Annotated in this window: 14 protein-coding genes; 4 read left to right on the forward strand and 10 right to left on the reverse strand. The window is 70.3% G+C overall.

Going from position 1 to position 18,042, the window contains the following annotated elements:
• The first annotated feature begins 228 nt into the window (after positions 1-228).
• Positions 229-588, forward strand: a complete 360-nt coding sequence (locus F8271_RS02125; RefSeq protein WP_255473634.1) for a VOC family protein — start codon at positions 229-231, stop codon at positions 586-588.
• Positions 589-610: 22 nt separating this feature from the next.
• Here the strand turns inward: F8271_RS02125 and F8271_RS02130 are convergent, their stop codons facing one another.
• From F8271_RS02130 to F8271_RS02150, 5 genes are all read right to left on the reverse strand, one after another.
• A complete protein-coding gene (locus F8271_RS02130) occupies positions 611-1,324 on the reverse strand; it encodes a hypothetical protein (protein WP_151487899.1) in 714 nt (237 codons plus the stop codon).
• Between the two features lie 106 nt (positions 1,325-1,430).
• On the reverse strand, positions 1,431-4,355 hold the full coding sequence (locus tag F8271_RS02135) for a BTAD domain-containing putative transcriptional regulator (RefSeq protein WP_151487900.1): 2,925 nt from the start codon (positions 4,353-4,355) through the stop codon (positions 1,431-1,433).
• 179 nt (positions 4,356-4,534) lie between these two features.
• Positions 4,535-4,987: a hypothetical protein gene (locus F8271_RS02140; RefSeq protein ID WP_151487901.1), complete on the reverse strand. Its 453-nt coding sequence runs from the start codon at positions 4,985-4,987 to the stop codon at positions 4,535-4,537.
• Between the two features lie 269 nt (positions 4,988-5,256).
• Positions 5,257-5,985, reverse strand: coding sequence for a DNA alkylation repair protein (locus F8271_RS02145; protein WP_151487902.1), 729 nt, complete (start codon positions 5,983-5,985; stop codon positions 5,257-5,259).
• 88 nt (positions 5,986-6,073) lie between these two features.
• Complete coding sequence (locus F8271_RS02150; protein ID WP_151487903.1) at positions 6,074-7,546, reverse strand: arabinofuranosidase catalytic domain-containing protein; 1,473 nt, start codon at positions 7,544-7,546, stop codon at positions 6,074-6,076.
• 237 nt (positions 7,547-7,783) lie between these two features.
• On the opposite strand from F8271_RS02150, the gene F8271_RS02155 reads away from it, so the two are divergent.
• Entirely contained in the window at positions 7,784-8,821 is a 1,038-nt protein-coding gene (locus F8271_RS02155; protein WP_151487904.1) for a LacI family DNA-binding transcriptional regulator, read from the forward strand.
• Here the strand turns inward: F8271_RS02155 and F8271_RS02160 are convergent.
• From F8271_RS02160 to F8271_RS02175, 4 genes are read right to left on the reverse strand one after another with little or no spacing between them, the layout of a single operon-like run.
• Positions 8,808-10,520: an amylo-alpha-1,6-glucosidase gene (locus tag F8271_RS02160; RefSeq protein WP_151487905.1), complete on the reverse strand. Its 1,713-nt coding sequence runs from the start codon at positions 10,518-10,520 to the stop codon at positions 8,808-8,810. The two genes, F8271_RS02155 and F8271_RS02160, sit on opposite strands and share 14 nt — an antisense overlap.
• A gap of 30 nt (positions 10,521-10,550) precedes the next feature.
• A complete protein-coding gene (locus F8271_RS02165; protein ID WP_151487906.1) occupies positions 10,551-11,375 on the reverse strand; it encodes a carbohydrate ABC transporter permease in 825 nt (274 codons plus the stop codon).
• Entirely contained in the window at positions 11,372-12,343 is a 972-nt protein-coding gene (locus tag F8271_RS02170; protein ID WP_151487907.1) for a carbohydrate ABC transporter permease, read from the reverse strand. The genes F8271_RS02165 and F8271_RS02170 overlap by 4 nt, the downstream gene beginning before the upstream one ends.
• 18 nt (positions 12,344-12,361) lie before the next feature.
• Positions 12,362-13,603 (reverse strand): extracellular solute-binding protein, encoded by a 1,242-nt coding sequence (locus tag F8271_RS02175; protein ID WP_151487908.1) that lies wholly within the window; start codon positions 13,601-13,603, stop codon positions 12,362-12,364.
• Between the two features lie 296 nt (positions 13,604-13,899).
• Here F8271_RS02175 and F8271_RS02180 point away from each other — a divergent pair, with 296 nt between their 5' ends.
• The gene (locus F8271_RS02180) at positions 13,900-15,735 is read left to right on the forward strand and encodes an RICIN domain-containing protein (RefSeq protein WP_151487909.1); all 1,836 of its coding nucleotides are present in this window, start codon (positions 13,900-13,902) and stop codon (positions 15,733-15,735) included.
• 184 nt (positions 15,736-15,919) lie between these two features.
• Positions 15,920-17,488 carry an arabinofuranosidase catalytic domain-containing protein gene (locus F8271_RS02185; protein WP_192580108.1) on the forward strand — a complete coding sequence of 523 codons (1,569 nt, stop codon included), beginning with the start codon at positions 15,920-15,922 and terminating at the stop codon, positions 17,486-17,488.
• A gap of 68 nt (positions 17,489-17,556) precedes the next feature.
• Here F8271_RS02185 and F8271_RS02190 read toward each other — a convergent pair whose 3' ends face one another.
• On the reverse strand, positions 17,557-18,006 hold the full coding sequence (locus tag F8271_RS02190) for an iron chaperone (protein ID WP_151487910.1): 450 nt from the start codon (positions 18,004-18,006) through the stop codon (positions 17,557-17,559).
• Positions 18,007-18,042: the final 36 nt, after the last annotated feature.

Consider the following 18,042-nt stretch of genomic DNA (forward strand, 5'->3'; position numbering starts at 1 on the left):
CCCCCAACTCCGGCGGAGACTACGGCCTCCTGCCCTACCGACCCGGCCTCCTCACCCTGCAACGCTGACACCACCACGACAGGGCGGGCCCGGCACACCACCGGGCCCGCCCTGTCGTCGCGTGCGGGGAGTCGATCAGGGCTCCGGGCGGCGCAACCGGATCGACGCCCACGTGTGCCAGAGTGGTCCATGCCCTTGAGCGCGTATCACCTCAGAGCCTCGGTCGCCGTGTCCGACATACAGGTGGCGGTCGCCTTCTACGAGGGCAGGCTGGGCCTGGAGGCACTGCGGTCCGGTCCCAGCGCCACCATCGCCGACGGCAGCCGCATCTACGCCTCCGGTGGCGGGCCGGCGCTGAACGTGTACCAGTCGATCACCGCCGGGAAGACCCCGGCGACGCTGGCGACGTGGTACGTCGACGACATCGACCAGATCGTCGACGAGCTGACCTCGTCCGGTGTCGAGTTCGTCCGCTACGACCAACTCGAACACGACGCCCGGGGCATCACCGCGCGGGCCGGAGGCGGACGCATCGCGTGGTTCCAGGACCCGGACGGCAACACCTTCGCCCTCGAAGCCGACGTCTGACCCCGTCGGGCGTGGCGCCGCCTCAGGCCAGTAGCTGTTCCCGCAGCCGTGCGCCCAGGTTGAAGCCACCCACCGCCCGGGGTCCGGCCGGATCGTGCACACCCAGGGTGTTGTTGCGGCGCATCAGCTCCCGGACCGCGGGAGGCAGCCGGGGCGGGTCGTCCATGGCGGCGAGGATCTGCGCCGCGCTCGAGATCAGTCGATCGGCCAGGGCCGCGGCGTCGGCGTCCACCCGTACCCGGCCGTACTCCCAGCCGGCGGTGGTGAGGTCCAGCACCTCGAACACGCGGGTCACGAGCGGGCTCGGGTCGGTCACCCGATCGAGACGGCCCGCCTGGCCGCCGATCACGGTGACGGCGGCGGCCAGTTGCGCGTACGGGTGGAAGCCGCAGGGCAGAGCGAACAGCGGCCACCGCAGCGCCGGGCCCACCTCTTTCCACAGCGGCCGGTAGTTGCGGCGGTTCACCAGCAGCCGCCGGCCCGTCCGCCGGTGAATGTCCTGGGCCTGGGCCTGGAGGTCGGCGTGCGCCTCATCGGCGACCTGGCTCACGATCCGGGTCGCCACCACCAGGCCGTCATCGCTGTTCAGGAGCGCGGTGACCGCCTCCACCTGCTCGGGAAACCGGACCCGCGCATGAGCGCCGTACCCGTGGTGGACGTCCCGTAGCAACGCCTGCTGCCGTTCCGGATCGAGCTGGACCCGCCCGCCACCCAGCAACCGCTGGAGCCAACCCATTGCGCCTCGTTTCAGCATCGCCGTCCCGGACCGCGGCAATGCTAGTGCGTCGGACCGCGCTCGCGCTGAAGGGGTGGCGGGATCGCGGGTGGAGATCGGACCTGGTTCAGTGTCCCGCCCGGCCGGTGATCGTCTCCCGCATGCTCGGGGTCCCGCCGTTCTGCATGGCGTCCATGGTGTCGTGGGCGTTGCGCCACGCGCGACGGGCGCCCGCCTCGTCATCGAGGGACAGCCGGGTGTCGTGCAGCAGGATCTCGGCCTGGAAGACGTCGATCCGGTTCCGGGTCTCGGCTGCGACGCGGACGGCCTGGTCGAGCTGCCCCACGGCGTCGTCCGGGCGGCCGATCTCGACGAAATACCGCGCGAGAGACATCCGGATCTCGGGTTCGTCGGTCGTCCGCCCGGTCTTCTCGGCGAGCACGAGCGCCTTCTCCAGGCACTCCCGAGCCTGGTCGGTGTCGCCGAGCAGCACCAGTGACCGTCCCCGAGCCTCCGCCGTCCAGATCTCCGCGTCCTCGACGCCGACGGTCCGGTACAGCGCCCGGGCCCGTTCGCTGTGCTCGATCGCGGATTCGTGCTGGCCGAGTTCGCCGTAGGTGCGGTGCAGGTTCAGGTGCACGACGGCCTGCTCCAGGGGCATGTCGTTGTCCACGAAGATCTTCAGGGCGTCCGACAGCAGCTCACGGGCTTCCTGGTGGGCCCCGAAGAAGTGCCGGGCGCAGCCCAGGCTCCGCAAAGCGTGTGCCTCGCCGACCCGGTCCCCGGTCCTGCGGGCCGAGCGCAGGGACAGGCGCATGACGTCCTGCCAGTCATGGAACCGCCCGCTGCGCTGAAGCCACGACTGCATGCTGAGGGCCAGCTGCCAGGGGACGATGGCCGAGTCGAGGTCTCCCGCGACGCGTACCGCTTCGTGGAGCATCTCGTGGTTGTCGTCGAACCACCGGACGGCCTCGTCGAACGTGCCGGGCCGTTCCGGAACGACACCGACGCCGGCCGGGGGCGGCGCGGCCAGGGAGCCCTTCGGCCTGAGCACCGCCATGGCGTGCAGGCTGCTGTGCAGGTAGTGCTGGAGCAGCCGGGTGACGGCGGCGCGCCGGTCCGCCTCGGACTCCTCGGCCAGGAACAGCTCCTGCGCGTACGCCTTGACGAGGACGTGCGAGGTGAAGCGCCCCCGGTCGTCCTCGTCGAGCAGTGCCGCGTCGGCGAGTTCCGCGAGCAGGGCACGAACGACCAGCGGCGGAGTGCCGGCCAGGCTGGCACATGCCTCGGCGGTGATGCCGGGGGAGAGGGCGGCGGAGAACAGGCGGAAGAGCCGGGCCGCGTCCGGGCTGAGCTGGCGGTACGACCAGCCGAAGGCGGCCCGGGGATCGCGGACTCCACGGCCGCCGGGGAAGGACGCGAGCCGCTGTGTGCCGTCGCGCAGCTCGCTGGCCAGGGCCGCGAGGGACAGGCGGGGGCGGGCACTCAACCGGCCGCCCAGAATCGCCAGAGCCAGCGGCAGACGCCCACACAGCTCGATGATCTCGTCCAGGGCGTCGCCGGGCGCGGCGACGTCCGCGGCGGATCGGCCCGGCATGCGCTCGATCCGGCGCCTGAGCAGCGCACGGGCGGTCGGCATGTCCGGCGGGTCGAGGTGCAGCAGGTAGGCCCCGTCGAGAGCGGCGAGCCCGACGAGGGGCTTGCGGCTGGTCACCAGCACCAGACTCTCCGCCGAGTTCGGCAGCAGGGGGCGCACCTGGGTGAAGTCCTGAACGTTGTCCAGGAGGATCAGGATGCGCTGCCCCGCGGTCAGACTGCGCCACGTCCCGACGAGTGCCTCAAGCGTCTCCGGCATGCTCGACACCCGGACACCCTGGGACGACAGCAGCGAGCGCAGGGCCTCCCCGGCCGACATCGCGGCGTCCTCGGCGTCGTGACCGCGGAGATCCAGGCAGAACTGGCCGTCGACGAACTCGGGGGCGACCCGGTGGGCGAAGTGCGTGGCCAGCGTCGACTTGCCGACGCCGCCCATGCCGTCCAGGGCCACGACCAGTGGGCCGGTCCGAGCACTGTCACACGTCGTGAGCCACTCGTTGAGCGTCGCGAGTTCCTCGGTGCGGCCGACGAAGATCGGGAGGTCGGGTGGCAGCTGCGCCGGCCGTGTCAGCGGTGCGGGGGTGCCGGCCGCGGTGTCCGCGGGTGCGACGCCGGTGACGCCGGCCGTGACGGCCGGCGTCACCGTCTGACCCAGCACCTGCCGTTGCACCCTCTGCAGGCATTCGCCGGGGTCGAGGCCCAGGTCCTCGGCGAGGCGGGCACGGACCGTCTCGAACACCGACAGGGCCTCCGCCTGCTGCCCGGCGGCGGCCAGCGTGTAGATCCGGCTCGCCTGCACCTGCTCGTTCAACGGCGCGATGGACGCGGCCAGCCGCAGGGGTGGCAGCACCCGGGCCGGCTGACCGAGCGTCACCGCGAGATCGGCCGCCACTCCGCACACGTCGAGGAGCTCCTCGTCGAGGGCAGCGAAGATCGACGTCGCGGCCGGCCCGTACGCCAGCGCGTCACTCGAGGAGCCACGCCACAGGCAGAGCGCGTCGACGTAGAGGTCCAGGGCCTCCTCGCGGCGCTCCTCGGCGAGACTCGCCCTGGCGGCCCCGGCCAACTCCCGGAACGTCAACAGATCCACCATGCCGGTGCCTGCGGTCAACAGGTAGCCGTTGCCGTGACGCCGCAGGTACGAGCCGGTCTGCCGGACGGAGAGCGTGGGCTCCATCAGCCGCCGCAGGGCACCCACGTACTTGTGGATGACGTTGCGGGCGGCGGCCGGAGCCCCGTTGCCCCAGATGAGTTCGATCAGGCTGTCCGTGCTGATCGGTCGCCCCGCCCTGGCGAGCAGGAGTGCCAGCAGCAGGCGCTGCTGCTGCGGGCCGGGGTTCACCTCGATGCCGTCTCGCCAGAACCGGAGCGGACCGAGGATCTGGAAGCGCAGATTGTCGCTCGTGGCCTGCCCGCTCACCCGGTCGGTGCGGGGCGTGCTGGTCGGTCTGGGCAATTGCGTGGTCCTTTTCCGGTATTCGTGCGCCCTGCCGCGTGGTGCCGCGCTCGCCCGTCCGGCGGGCAAGTCTAGAAGCCTCGCTTCCCGCAGCCAGACAAGGGTACGCTCGGCGACCTGCCGCCAACCCTCGTCGAGGACCAGGCTGTGCCCACGGTCGTCGTACAGGTGGAAGTCGGTCACCGCCGGCGAGTCGGAGTAGAGGCGGTACGCCTTGCGGGCGACGGAACCCGGGACGGTGTGATCCTTGTCCGCCCCGATGAGCAGCGGTCCCGGTCGCCGCGTGCGGTGTCCACCTGCGCGGGCGACGACGGGTCCTTCTTCGCCGACGCCACCTCGAACAACGGCCGACCCGGGCCGGGGATCGTCCACCGACGGTGGAGTTCGTCGGATTCCTCCCGGGAGATGGCGTTGCCGAACCCGTACCGGAACTGTCGCTGGATCAGGCTGACCGGGCCGGTCCGGTTCTTTCTGCGCGACAGGACGGGGAACGCGCTGCGCAGCTGGCTCAGCGGGACGAGGCCGCCGATCGACCCGACGGGCACGTCCCCGGTCGCGTTGGAGAACAGAAACGTCCGGCGGTCCAGAACGCCGACGGCGTCCGGCCCCAACTCCGGTGGCAGGTTGCGCACCGTCTCGCTCGGTATGTCACTCCGACGCGTCAGGTGCGGCATCGGATCGGCCGGGGTAGGCCGGCGAGCATCGTTCGCCACGGCACACCTTCCGATGAGCGAGAACGAGCGGAGTGCGAGTGCTGCGCGACTCACCGTAACCCTGGCCGCTCGCTCCGGGCGGCGGAACCGTCCAGTCCCGGTCGCTCGGCCCCGGGACGGGGGACCGGCGTGGCCCCCGCCGCTGGAGGAGAGAAGGGGCCACGCCGGAGATCGTGACGAGAGTGAGGCTAGTGCCGAGTTGTGGAGGAACTCTTTCCGGACAGGTAATGCCGCCGCCGCTCCGGCTCGAACTTTTCGATGGCGTAGCGCAGCATGACCCGGGGCATGACCCGGTGCCGTCCGGCCAGGAATTCCTCCTCCGCCGTCCGGTCCCGGTTGCCGACCTCGCGCAGCATCCAGCCCACCGCCTTCTGAACGAGGTCGTGCGGGTCGTGAAGGAGCTGGTCAGCGAGCCGGAACGTCCACCGGAAGTCACCGGCCCTGATGAACGCGAACGTCGCCATGATGGCGATGCGTCGATCCCACACCAGGGCGGACCCGGCCAGCCGGTCCAGGACACTCCGGTCCTTGTCGAGCAGCCAGGGGCCGACGATGTACGGCGCGGACGAGTCCACCAGATCCCAGTTGTTGATGTGGGCGGTGTTGGCCAGCACGAGGCGGAAGATCCGGTCTCGCTCCTCCTCGTCGCCCTTGGCGTACTTGCGCACCAGGATGAGCAGCGACGTCAGCCTCTCCTCGTGTACGCCGCCGCGGAGCAGGTCGGCCGTGTCGACCAGGGAGAGGTCGCGCCAGTACCGGGCGGCGACCCTGCGTTGGTCCGGCACCCGGACACCGATGGTCCGGTCGCCCTCGCCGTAGCCGCCCGGGGTCATCTGCAGGAACCGGCTCGACGCCTCGGCGCGAAGTGGGTCGGCGAGGCGGGCGAGCTCCCGGCGGACGTCGGCGGTGGTGGCCATGATTACGCAACCTATCGCGCCTCCCGCCGCTCGGGCCGCCGTCGTTCAGGTGCGCGGAAGGCGGCCCGAGCGCCAGGTGTCGCCGTGCTCAGCTCCGCAGAGCCCACTGCTGGTTCTGTTGCCCGTTGCACGACCAGAGGATGAGTTTGGTGCCGTTGGCGGTGGCGGCGCCGTTGGCGTCGAGACAGAGTCCGGATTGGACGCCGGAGATGGTGCCGTTGGAGTTGAGGTTCCACTGCTGGTTGGTGCCGCCGTGACAGTCCCAGATGATGGCCTGGGTGCCGTTGGTGGTGCCCTGTCCGCTGGCGTCGAGGCACTTGTTGCCGTAGACCTGGAGTTGCTTGGCGGCGGTGTAGGTCCAGCGTTGGGCGGTGCTGGTGATGCAGTCCCAGAGTTGGACCTGGGTGCCGTTGGTGGTGGTGCCGTTGGGAACGTCGATGCAGCGGTTGGACTGCGCGCCGACGATCTGCACGTTCTGTTGCGGCGTGCTCCCGCCGGCCGGCGCGTATCCGGCGGCGGCGATGTTGGCCTGTACGGCGTTCTCGGTGGCGGCCGTCGGGTAGCCCGAGGTCAGCACCCCCTCGTAGAAGGTGCCGCGGCCCGTGATGCTGTTGTCGCCGCCGATGCCGAGCAGGATCGCCCCCTCCTTCTTCATCGGGTGGTAGCCATTGGGACGTGGCCCGTCGAAGTAGGTCGTGAGGCCGCCGGACTGTGCGTTTCCGCCCCGGATCGCCCAGTGGTTCGGCTCGCCCTTGACCATCGCCGTCACGAAACGGTGATTGACGGGCGCGATGTTGTTGTATCCCGCGTTCACGCCGGAGAAGAGGCCCCATTCCAGATCGGCCATGATCCACGGGCCGGCGCCGGCGCCGTAGCCCCACTGCTTGTTGGCGCCGAAGTAGACGGTCTCCATGATCGCGGGCGAGTCGGCCTGGCCGTCGGTCTGGGCGTTGCCGTAGTCGAAGCAGCACCACTGGTTGTAGTGCGTGCCGTCGACGACGGCGTAGATGCCCTCGGGCTGGTCGCCGGTCGCGACACCGTTGGTGGTGTTGTTGCGGTAGCCGGTGCCGGGGGCGATGTAGACGCCGTACGCCTTCTGGCCACCGACGGTGATCGGGGCCGCCTTGGCATCGGCGAGGTTGTCGTATCCGCCGGCGGCGGGACCGGGGAAGTGACCGGGCGGTGCCTGGGTGAGCCGGTTGTTGCGGCCGGACTGGTCGTAGATGATCGTGATGACGCAGGTGGTGCTGGCGCAGAACGAGTCCTGGGTGGCGGCGTTGGCGTAGCCGCCCGCGCTGAGCACGCCGACGTCGCGGGTGGTGTTGTCCGACGAGCGGCGGACCTGGTAGAGCGGGCCGTTGTACGCGCCGTAGAGCGCGCGGGTGGTGCTGTGCGCGGCCACGCACGGGGTGCCGCCGGAGGCGTAGATGTCACACGGTCCCGTGCCGGCGGCCAGGGCTCCCGGCGCGCCCGAGGTCACGTACGCCCCGGCGCCGACGACCAGGCCCAGCATGGTCCCCGCGGTGGCCAGGAGGCGGCTCACTCTCCTCTTCACGGTCATCGAATCCTTTCGGTGGTGGTGATGACGTCACGACGACGTAACACGTCATACCTATAAGATTAATGCCCATCAATGGAGCTGGCTAGCCGTCCTGGGTGCGGACCTGGCCGAGTGGCGAGATCGCCGAAATCCGGCCGGGTCAATTGCTCGTCCGAGGACCGAATTCAGGACGGTTATGCTCGGGAGGAAGCGTGGCGCGTCCCCGTCTCGGGGCAAGAATCGATTCGAGGGCGACGGATGAACATCGGGGAGATCGCCCGCCGGGCGGGAGTGTCCCGCAGCACCGTCTCCTACGTGCTGAGCGGCAAACGGACGGTGTCGGAGGCGACCCGGCAACGGATCCAGGCGGTCATCGACGAGCTGGACTACCGGCCGAACGCGAGCGCCCGCGCTCTGAAGGAGGGGCGCACCCGCACCCTCGGGCTGGTGATCCCTCCGGCCAGCCAGCGGTTGACCGACATGCAGTTGGGCTTCGTCGCCAGCGTCGTCGAGGCGGCCGCTCGCCATGATCTCGACGTGCTGCTGTCCCCGTCCGGTGGCGACCACGACCGGTCGTTCGAGCGGATCGTCACCGGCCGTCGCGTGGACGGTGTCGTCCTGATGGAGATCCGGTTGGAGGACGACCGGGTGACCCGGCTGGCCAGGGCGGGTCTGCCGTTCGTCACGATCGGTCGGATCGCCGACCCGCACGCAATGAGTTGGATCGACATCGACTACGCCGGTCTGATCGCCCGGTGCGTGCACCACCTGGCCGATCTCGGGCACCGGCACGTGGCCCTGGTCAACCGCTCCGCCGAACTGGTGGCCGCGGGCTACGGCCCCAGCCATCGCGCGCTGGCCGGTTTCCGGGCGGCCGTACTGGAACGCGGCCTGACCGGCGTCGACGTCTGCTGCGGTGACGACACGACATCCGGCGAGACGTGTGTGGAGCAGTTGCTCGCGACGCACCCGGACGTCACGGCGGTGGCCACCATCAACGAGGCCGCGTTGCCCGGCATGCAACGTGCGCTGACCGGCGCCGGGCTGGCCGTACCTGCGGACTTCTCCGTCACCGGGGTGGCCGCGCAGCACTGGGCGGAGGACTTCCGCCCGCCGTTGACCGCCGCGGACGTGCCGATGCGCGAGATGGGCGCCGAGGCGGTGGCGCTGCTGCTGGAGATCATCGCCGCTCCCGGGGCGGTGCCACGCCACCGCCTCTACAGCCCGCCCGTCTCCCTGCGCTCCAGCACCGGTCCGGTCCGGGCCCGCCGGTCCGGTCCGGTCACCCACCCCTGACCCGCCGCTCCTCCTGAGCAGCGGCGAGGATGAGGTAGCTGCTGGCGGTCCAGGTGTACGCGCGGTCACGGAGCCCGGCACCGGTCTCCGCGTCGAAGTTCTCCGCGAAGCCGGACTTCTCGCACAGCGCGAGGAACCGTTGGCTGATGTCGTCGGCGATACCGGTGTACCCGGCCCGGCGCAGGCCGTCCTCGACCAGCACCGTCGAGGGCGCCCAGATCGGGCCCCGCCAGTAGCCGTCGGCGACGTAATGTGCCGAGTCCGTCGGTTCGGTGGCCAACCCGTGCGTGGTCAGGTGCGCGTCGATGCCCCGGGCCAGTGCGTCGGCGACCGGGGCGGGCAGGTCCGCCCCGAGTGCGACCGGCATCAGGTCGAGCAGGCTGCGGCTCGCTCGCCGCCGGCCGGTGTGCGGGCTGCGGGCGGTGAAGCGTTCACCGTCCCACAGGTCCCGGAGCATGGCCGTGCGGATCCGCTCCGCCTCCCGGGACCACCGGTCGGCCGGCTCGCCCAACTCGGTGGCGAGATCGGCCAGGCAGCCGAGCTGCGAGACCAGGAACGCGGCGAGGTCGGCCGTCTCGAGGACCCGCTCGTCGTCGAAGGTGGTCGCGTTGTCCCAGCCGCTGTCGTTGCCGTGCTGATAGTGCGGCAGGTCGTGGCCGGGGGCTCGGCGCGCGTCGAGCCAGAACCCGGTCCAGCGCGCCAGCCGGTCGTACGTCTGCGCCAGCGCCGCCCGGTCCGGCGGCTGGGGGAGGCGTCGGCGCAGGTGACGTAGCGCCCAGCCGTGGATGGGCGGCTTGACGTAGTTGTGCAGAACCTCCGAGTGGGTGACCGAGTCGGGCAGGGCACCGGAGGCGTCCTGGTGGTCGAAGGGCAGCTGGAACTGGTGCCAGGCCAGTTCCGGATCGGCGGCCGCCAGGGCGATCGCGTTGAAGCAGTGGTCCCAGCTCCACACCTTGTCCATCCAGTGCTTCGACATCAGGACCGCCGGTCGGGTGACGAAGCCCGCCGGGGCGACGGTGGCCGACCACAGCACGTACGCGGCCAGTTCGGCCGACGGGGTGTCCGTGCCGCGCCACGGCGCGACCGCGTCGACGAACGCGGTGAACTCGCTGCTCCGGTCGTGGCACAGCTGGTCGAAGGGGACGGATGCGGTGTACGGCCGGCGGGCGGTGGCGTACTCCTCGATCGCGATCTCCCAGGGCTGGTCGCCCGGCAGGTCCAGGAACCGGTCCGCGGCGCCGAGCGCCTCCACGCCCCCGCTTCGACCCAGAGCGCCGGCGAGCACCGTGACCCGGTAGCGGCGCCCGGTCTCGTACGAGGTGAACACGTGCGTGCCGTCGACCGGGTCGAGATAGAGGTAGGTGCCGCTGAACGGGGTGAGGGTGCTCGCCGCCGCGGCCACCCGCAGGCCGAGCCGCCGGCCCCGGATCCGCAGGGTGTCCGGTCCGTCGTAGACGGCCTCGATCCGGCCGGGACCGGTCCGCCAGGTCAGCAGCGCGGGTGTGGCGACGACGGTGGTGCCGGCGACCTCGGGGGAGAGGCGCAGGACGGGGTGCAACCCGGTCTGGTGGGAGACCAGGTGCAGGTCGTCGGCGTACGTCTTCTCGGCTACCACCGGGGAGATGTTGAGCCAGGAGCCGCGGTAGCTGAACGGGATGTCCTGGATGGAGAACTCCGGACCGGACGGGGCGACGGTCATGGGTGGCGGTTGCCTTTCTGGTGCGGTTGGTCAGTCCTTGACGGCGCCGGCGGTGACGCCCATCGAGACGTACCGCTGGGCCAGGACCAGCAGCACGGCGGCGGGGATGGAGGCGACGACGGCGGTGGCCATGATGGCGTTCCACTGCTGGTTGTTGTTGCCGATGTAGTGGTAGATGCCGAGGGTGATCGGCTGGTGGTCACCACCACCGGCCAGGGTCGAGGCGAAGATGAAGTCCGACCAGGACCACAGGAACGCGAACAGGGCCACCGTGACGATCGAGTTGCGGCTGACCGGCAGCACGACCGACCAGAAGGTGCGCAGCCGGCCGGCGCCGTCGACCACCGCCGCCTGGAGCAGTTCGTCGGGGATTCCGGACATGAAGGCCGTGAAGATCAGGACGGCGAACGGCGCCGCCAGTGTCGTGTCGGCCAGGATCAGGCCCGGCAGCGTGTTGAGGACGCCGAGGGTGAGATAGATGGCGTAGAAGCCCATCGCCATGATGATTCCCGGGATCATCTGAGCGATCAGCAGGACGAAGCTCAGCGCCGGGCCGCCGGGTGGCCGCAGTTTCGCCAGCGCGTATCCGGCGGGGGCGGCCAGCGCCACGGTCAACGCCACCGTGCCGAGGCCGACCAGGAAGCTGGTGCCGAGGTACGGCAGCTGCTGGTCGAGCACGGCCCGGTAGCCGTCCAGCGTGCCGTTGGTCGGGACCAGGTGCGGAGGGCTGGCCCGCATGTCCTGGTCCCGGGTGAACGACACGTTGATCATCCAGTAGACGGGGAAGAGCATCAGCCCGGTCAGCACCAGGCCGACGGCGGTCTTCCACCAGACCCGGGGTGTGGAGGTGGTCATCGCAGGTGCTGCCTCCGCTCGATCCGGATGTAGATGAGCCCGGCGATCAGGGCCAGCACGATGAGCAGGTTGCCGATGGCCGCACCCGGACCGAATTCGGGCAGCAGGTTGCCGAAGCCGAGTCGGTACGACCAGGTGGCGAGCGTGGCGGAGGATCCGGTCGGGCCGCCCCTGGTCATGATCCAGATGATGTCGAAGACCTTCAGCGTGTAGATCAACCCCAGCAGCAGCGTGATCGCGGAGACGGGGCGCAGCAACGGGAAGGTGATGGACCGGAATCGCTGCCAGCCGGTCGCTCCGTCGAGCGCGGACGCCTCGTACACCTCGGTCGGGATCGCCTGGAGGCCGCTGTAGAGCACCACCAGGTTGAACGGGATACCGATCCAGATGTTGGCGATGATGACCGAGGTGAGCGACCAGCCCGGCGAGGTGAGCCAGTTGACCGGGTCGATCCCGACGACGCCCAGCGCGGCGTTGACCAGCCCCGAGTCGCTGTTGAGTAGCCACGACCAGGTCGACGCCGAGACGATCAGCGGCAGCAGCCACGGTACGAGGATCAGCGCGCGCAGGGTGCCCGACAGCGGGAAGTGCTGGTGGAAGAAGAGCGCCAGTGCCATGCCGATGGTGAACTGGGCGGCGAGCGAGGCGGCGGTGAAGACCACGGTGTGCGTCACCGTCGGCCAGAAGGTCGGGTCGGCCAGGACCGTGCGGTAGTTGTCCAGGCCGGCGAAGGGTGCGCCGCCCTGAACGAACGATCGGACGGTGTACTCGCGCAGGCTCAGCTCGACGTTGCGATAGAGCGGGTAGGCGTAGAAGGCCAGCAGGTAGACGGTCACCGGGGTCAGGAAGCCCCACGCCGCCCATCGGCGGGGTCGGCGGGCGCGGGACCGGGGAGGCCCGGCGGGGGCGGCGCTGGCCGCCGCACCGGTGTCCCGTGCGGTGGTGGAGGTCCGTGTGGTGGCGGGCATGGTGTGGGTTCGGCGCGCTTACCGGGTGGCGGCCGCGGCCTGCGCGGCCTTCAGCGCCTCCTGCGGTGACGTCCCACCGCTGAGGGCCGACTGGACCGCGGTCCAGAGAGCCTCGGAGATCTTCGGATACTTCGTGCCGAGGTTGTCACCGGTACGGCCCTTGGCTGCCCGGACCGCCTCCACCCAGACCTTGAGCTTGGGGTCGGTGGCGGCCTGGCGATCCTGGACGGCGGCCACGGGCGCGACGTAGGAGAGTGTGGTGTCGGTGGTGAGCAGGTTGTCGGCGCTGGTCAGGCAGGCGACCAGCTTCTGCGACGTGGCGTACCGGTCGGTCTTGTCCTGCACCGGGATGGAGACGAACTCGCCGCCGGTCGGTGCCGGCGCGGGGCCGCCCGCGCTGGCCGGGATCGCGATGGTGCCGTACGCGAAGCCGAGCTTCTCCGCGTTGGCCAGCTGCCAGGTGCCGTTCTCGGCGAACGCGTAGTCGCCGGTGGCGAACTCCTGCCAACTCGTGGTCTGGGTGTTGTTGATGACCGAGTTGGGGGCGTGACCCTGCTTGAGCCAGTCGGTCCAGAGTGTCAGGGCGGCCACCGCCTGCGGTGAGTCCAGACCGGTGAGCTGTGCTCCGGATCCCCAGAACCAGGGCAGGAACTGGAAGCTGCCCTCCTCGGTGCCGATCGCGGAGAAGGTGATGCCCTTCCTGCCCCTGGCCTTGACCGTGGTCAGCGCCGCGTTCAACGCTGCCCAGTCCGTGATCGCCGTCGGGTCGACGCCCGCGGCGGTCAGCAGGTCCTTGTTGTAGTAGAGGGCGAGGGTGTTCGCTCCGATCGGCACGCCGTACGTCTTACCCTCGCGCTGGCCGGCGCCGAGCAGGTTCGTCGCCATGCTCGACACGTCCAGTTTGTTCTCATCGGTGGTGGTGAGCGCGCCGGCCTCGGCCAGTGTCGAGATCACCGGGTTGTCCACGATCAGCACGTCCGGCGAGTTTCCCTGCTGGGCGGCGAGCAGCGCCTTGTTGGTCAGGTCGGTGGTGTCGTAGCCGGTCCGCTCGACCGTCACTCCCGCCGAGGTGCCGCACCTCTTGAGCAGCGCGACCCATTCGGAGTCGTCGGCGAACTGCGGGTACGGATCCCAGACGACGTAGGCGCCGCCACCGTCGGAGGACCCGCCGCCGGACGACGAGCAGGCGGCCCCGGCCACCGCGGAGAGAGCTATCACGGCGACGGCGGCCAGGCGCCGTCGACGGCTGATTCCGGTCATCTGCTGCCTCACTTCAAGTCGATCGTCAGGTGGGTGTGTGGGTGGTGACCGCGGGCCGGACGAGGTATGGCCATGGGGCGAATCGATTCGACGAATCGGTTCGCCCGAAGATAGGACCGTCTATGGTTGGCGGTCAAGGGGTGATCAGCTGCGGAGACGTAACGCCGGGAAACACCAGCTTTACCGCGGCGTCACTTCATTGACATGGTTCAGTGTCCGGCCCTACGATCCCTGCGAATCGATTCGCAAGCGCAGCCTCCGGAGAGCGTCCCCCACGCCCCACCAAGGAGCCGCCCGTGAAAACCCCGTCCCGCGGCAGGTCAGGACGAGCCCGTTCGCTCGTCGCCCGACTCGTGGTCGGCCTGCTCGCCGCCGCCAGCGCCGTAACCGTCGCCGCGCCCGCCGCCCGGGCCGCCGACGAATCCATCAGCGTCAACTTCTCCACGACCAGCGGTACGCCGACCTATCGCGCGTCCGGCTGGATCTACGGCATGACCGAGAACGCCAGCGGTCCGGCCGACCACTTCTACCGGGACGTCAAGTTCCAGTACATGCGCGCCGGCGGGGCGCAACTGCCCGGCAGCGGCTGGGTCGGCGGGAGCTACGACCGTCGGTGGAACTCCACGCTCGCCCAGGCTCGCCGGACCGTCGCCCTGGGCGGCCAGTTCATCATCCTGCCGCACGACCTGTGGGGCGCGGACGGCGCCGGGATCTCCCGCTTCCCCGGCGACAACGGCAACTGGACCGACTACGACAACTTCCTGACCCGCCTCATCGCCGACGTCCGGGCGTCCGGGCTGTCCGTGCAGTGGGACATCTGGAACGAACCCAACATCACGATCTTCTGGAACCGGCCGATCTCGCAGTACCTCGAACTGTGGCGCCGCACCCACCAGCGCATCCGGGCGGAGTTCCCCAACCAGCTCATCGTCGGGCCGAGCTGCGCCTGCGTGCCGTCGACCACGCACACCTTCTGGAACCAGTACCTGGACTTCGTCCGCTCGACCAACACGGTGCCGGACATCATCAGCTGGCACTCGCTGCCCGGTGACCCGGTCGCCAACGTCGCGGCCGCCAACGCCACCCTCGACCCGCGCGGCATCGCCCACCCCCGGCCGTACCAGATCAACGAGTACGGCGCGCCCGACGAACAGAACCCCGCCGACGGCGCCTGGTACATCGCCCGGCTGGAGCGGGCGCGCGCGGACGGCCTGCGGGCGAACTGGGCCAGCGGCGGCAGCCTGCACAACGACCTCGGCAACCTGCTGGTCCGCAACTCGGCCGGCGTGCACCAGCCGAAGGGGGAGTGGTGGGCCTACCGCTACTACGCCTCCCAGACCGGGCAGACCGCGTCGGTGACCGCCAGCCAGTCGTACGACGCGTACGCCACGAAGGCGACCGGCGTAGCGAAGGTCCTCGTCGGCGGTGGTCGTACCACCGGGAACCTGACCGTCAACCTGCAGCGCCTGGACACCACGAGCGGCATCGTGCAGAACAACCAGGTCCGGGTGCTCACCCAGCGCATCCCGCACAATGGCGGTGGCGCCGTGCAGGGGCCGATCACGGTCTCGAACAGCGTCGTCACGCTCGCGAACAACACCGCCACCGTGACGCTGCCGTACGCCAACCCGACCGACACCTACACCGTCACCCCGCTGCCGCCCTCGGACGGGAGCTTCCAGTCGGTGGCGGTGGCCCAGCACTCGCAGCAGTGTCTGGACAACCCCGGCCTGAGCACCGTCGACGGCACCGTGCAGCAGCAGTACCACTGCGAGGGCGGCGACCAGCAGCTCTGGAACTTCCGGCCGGTCGCCGGCGTGGCCAACACGTACACGGTGGTCAACCAGCAGAGCGGCAAGTGCCTCGACGTCAGCGGCGTGTCCACCGCTGACGGCGCGGCCGTGCACCAGTGGACCTGCCTGAACGGCCTCAACCAGCAGTTCACCCTCCGCAGGGTGACCTACTCCGGCAACGACTCGCACGACTATCAGCTCGTCGCCCGGCACAGCGGCAAGTGCGTCGACGTCAGCACGATCTCCACCGCGCCACGCGCGCCGATCCACCAGTGGACCTGCAACGCGGTCGGCCAGGGCAACCCGTTGAACCAGACGTGGCGGATCCTGGGCCGATAGGCCCCGCAGGGGAGGCGCCGGCGCTGGCAGCCCGCACACGACCAGCGCCGGCACCGCCTAAGCCATTCGTTGACTTCAATGTGAGCGTGAACATACGATCGCTGCGAATCGATTCGTCGCCCCCACCACCGCCCGTGGCGCGTCGACAAGCCCCCGCGCTTCCACGACCCCGAGGAGCAACCTCGTGCGAACCCCGTCCCCCGGCGGGCCAGGAAAGGCCCGCGAACCCATCCCGAGGCGCCAACGCGCCCGACGCCTGACCGCTCTGGCGGGTGCCCTGGTCGGCGTCCTCGCCGGCATCGGCGCCGCCCCCGGTGCCCTGGCGCCGACCGCCGAGGCCGCGCCGATGGCGGCCGCCATCGAGCCCGGGCGCAGCACCCCGATCATCGGTACCGCGTCCGGCCGCTGCCTCGAAGTGCCCAACTCCAGCTCCACCAACGGCACCCAGACGCAACTCTGGGACTGCAACAGCGCTGCCGGCCAGACCTGGACCTGGACGTCGAGCAGGCAGCTCACGGTGTACGGCAACAAGTGTCTGGACGCCTCGGGCCGAGGCACCACCAACGGCACGCAGGCGATCATCTGGGACTGCAACGGCCAGACCAACCAGCAGTGGAACGTCAACAGCAACGGCAGCATCACCGGCGTGCAGTCCGGGCTCTGCCTCGACGCCAACGGCGCCGCCACCGCGAACGGCACCAAGGTCATCCTCTGGGCCTGCAACGGCGGCAGCAACCAGCAGTGGGCCTCGCCGACCACCACCGCGCCGCCGACCACCCCGCCGACCGGTGCGCGTCCGTGCGACATCTACGCCTCCGGCGGCACCCCGTGCATCGCGGCGCACAGCACGACGCGGGCGCTCTACGAGGCGTACGCGGGCAACCTGTACCAGGTCCGCCGCTCGTCGGACAACACGACCCGCAACATCGGGCTCACGGGTACCGGCGGCACCGCCAACGCGGCGACACAGGACTCGTTCTGCGCCGGCACGACCTGCGTCGTCACGGTCGTCTTCGACCAGTCCGGGCGCGGAAACGACCTCTGGTACCAGGGGTCGAGCGTGGTGCCCGGCTCACCGCAGAGCAGGCCGGCGATCGCCACCTCAGAGTCGCTGACCGTGGGCGGCGCCAAGGCGTACTCGCTCTACATCAACCCCGGCAACAGCTACTGGCGGGACGGACACCTGACCGGGGTGCCGACCGGCGCGGCACCCGAGGGCATGTACATGGTGACCAGCGGCACCCACGTCAACAGCGGCTGCTGCTTCGACTACGGCAACAGCGAGACGACGCGCAAGGCCGACGCCGCCGGGGCGATGGACGCCATCAACTTCGGCACGCAGTGCTGGTTCGGTGGCTGCTCCGGCACCGGACCCTGGGTCCAGGCGGACCTGGAGTGGGGCCTGTTCCCCGGCGGAAGCAGCTCCTGGAACCCGAACCAGCGGGCCTTCACCAGCAAGTTCGTGACCGCGACGCTGAAGAACAACGGCACGAGCCGCTTCGCCATCAAGGGCAGCAACGCCCAGTCCGGCAGCCTCTACACCCTCTGGGACGGCTCACTCCCGCCGGGATACAGCCCGATGAAGAAGCAGGGCGCGATCATCCTGGGCAGTGGCGGTGACTGCTGCAAGCCCGACGGCGGCGCGAACCTGAGCGCCGGCACGTTCTACGAGGGGGCCATGGTCGCCGGCTACCCCACCGACGCCACCGAGAACGCGGTGCAGGCCAACGTGGTCAGCGCCGGCTATCGCTGACCCCGGCCGACCAAGGCGTACGCCGGTCACCACCGCACGCCGGTGGTGGCCGGTGTACGCGCCGCCGGTCAGGAGATCGCGGCCCGCACCAGTGCGACGACCCGCTTCTCCACCTCGGGGCTCCACTTCTGCAGCGCGTACGCCACCGGCCACAGGTCGCCGTCGTCGAGGTTGGCCGTGTCCTGGAATCCCAGCGTCGAGTACCGGTAGTTGAACTTGCCGGAGTCCTGGAAGAAGACGACGATCTTGCCGTCCTCGTTCGCGTAGGCGGGCATCCCGTACCAGGTCTTCGGTGCCAGGTCCGGGGCGGCGGCGGTCACCGTCACGTGCACACGCTCGGCGAGCGCGCGATCCTCCGGCTCCATCTGCGCGATCCGGTCGAGGACCGCCTGCAGCCCGTCGGCCCGCTTGGCGCCCTTCCTGCCCTCGGCGCGCAGCTCGGCGGCGCGCTCCTTCATCGCGGCGCGCTCCTCGGCGGTGAAACCGTCGGACCCGGTCGTCGAAGTCTGTGCGGCCATGCTCGGGCTCCCTCTCGCTGCAAGGCTCGGCGTGAT

Source organism: Micromonospora sp. ALFpr18c (genome assembly GCF_008868155.1).
GTDB lineage: Bacteria > Actinomycetota > Actinomycetes > Mycobacteriales > Micromonosporaceae > Micromonospora.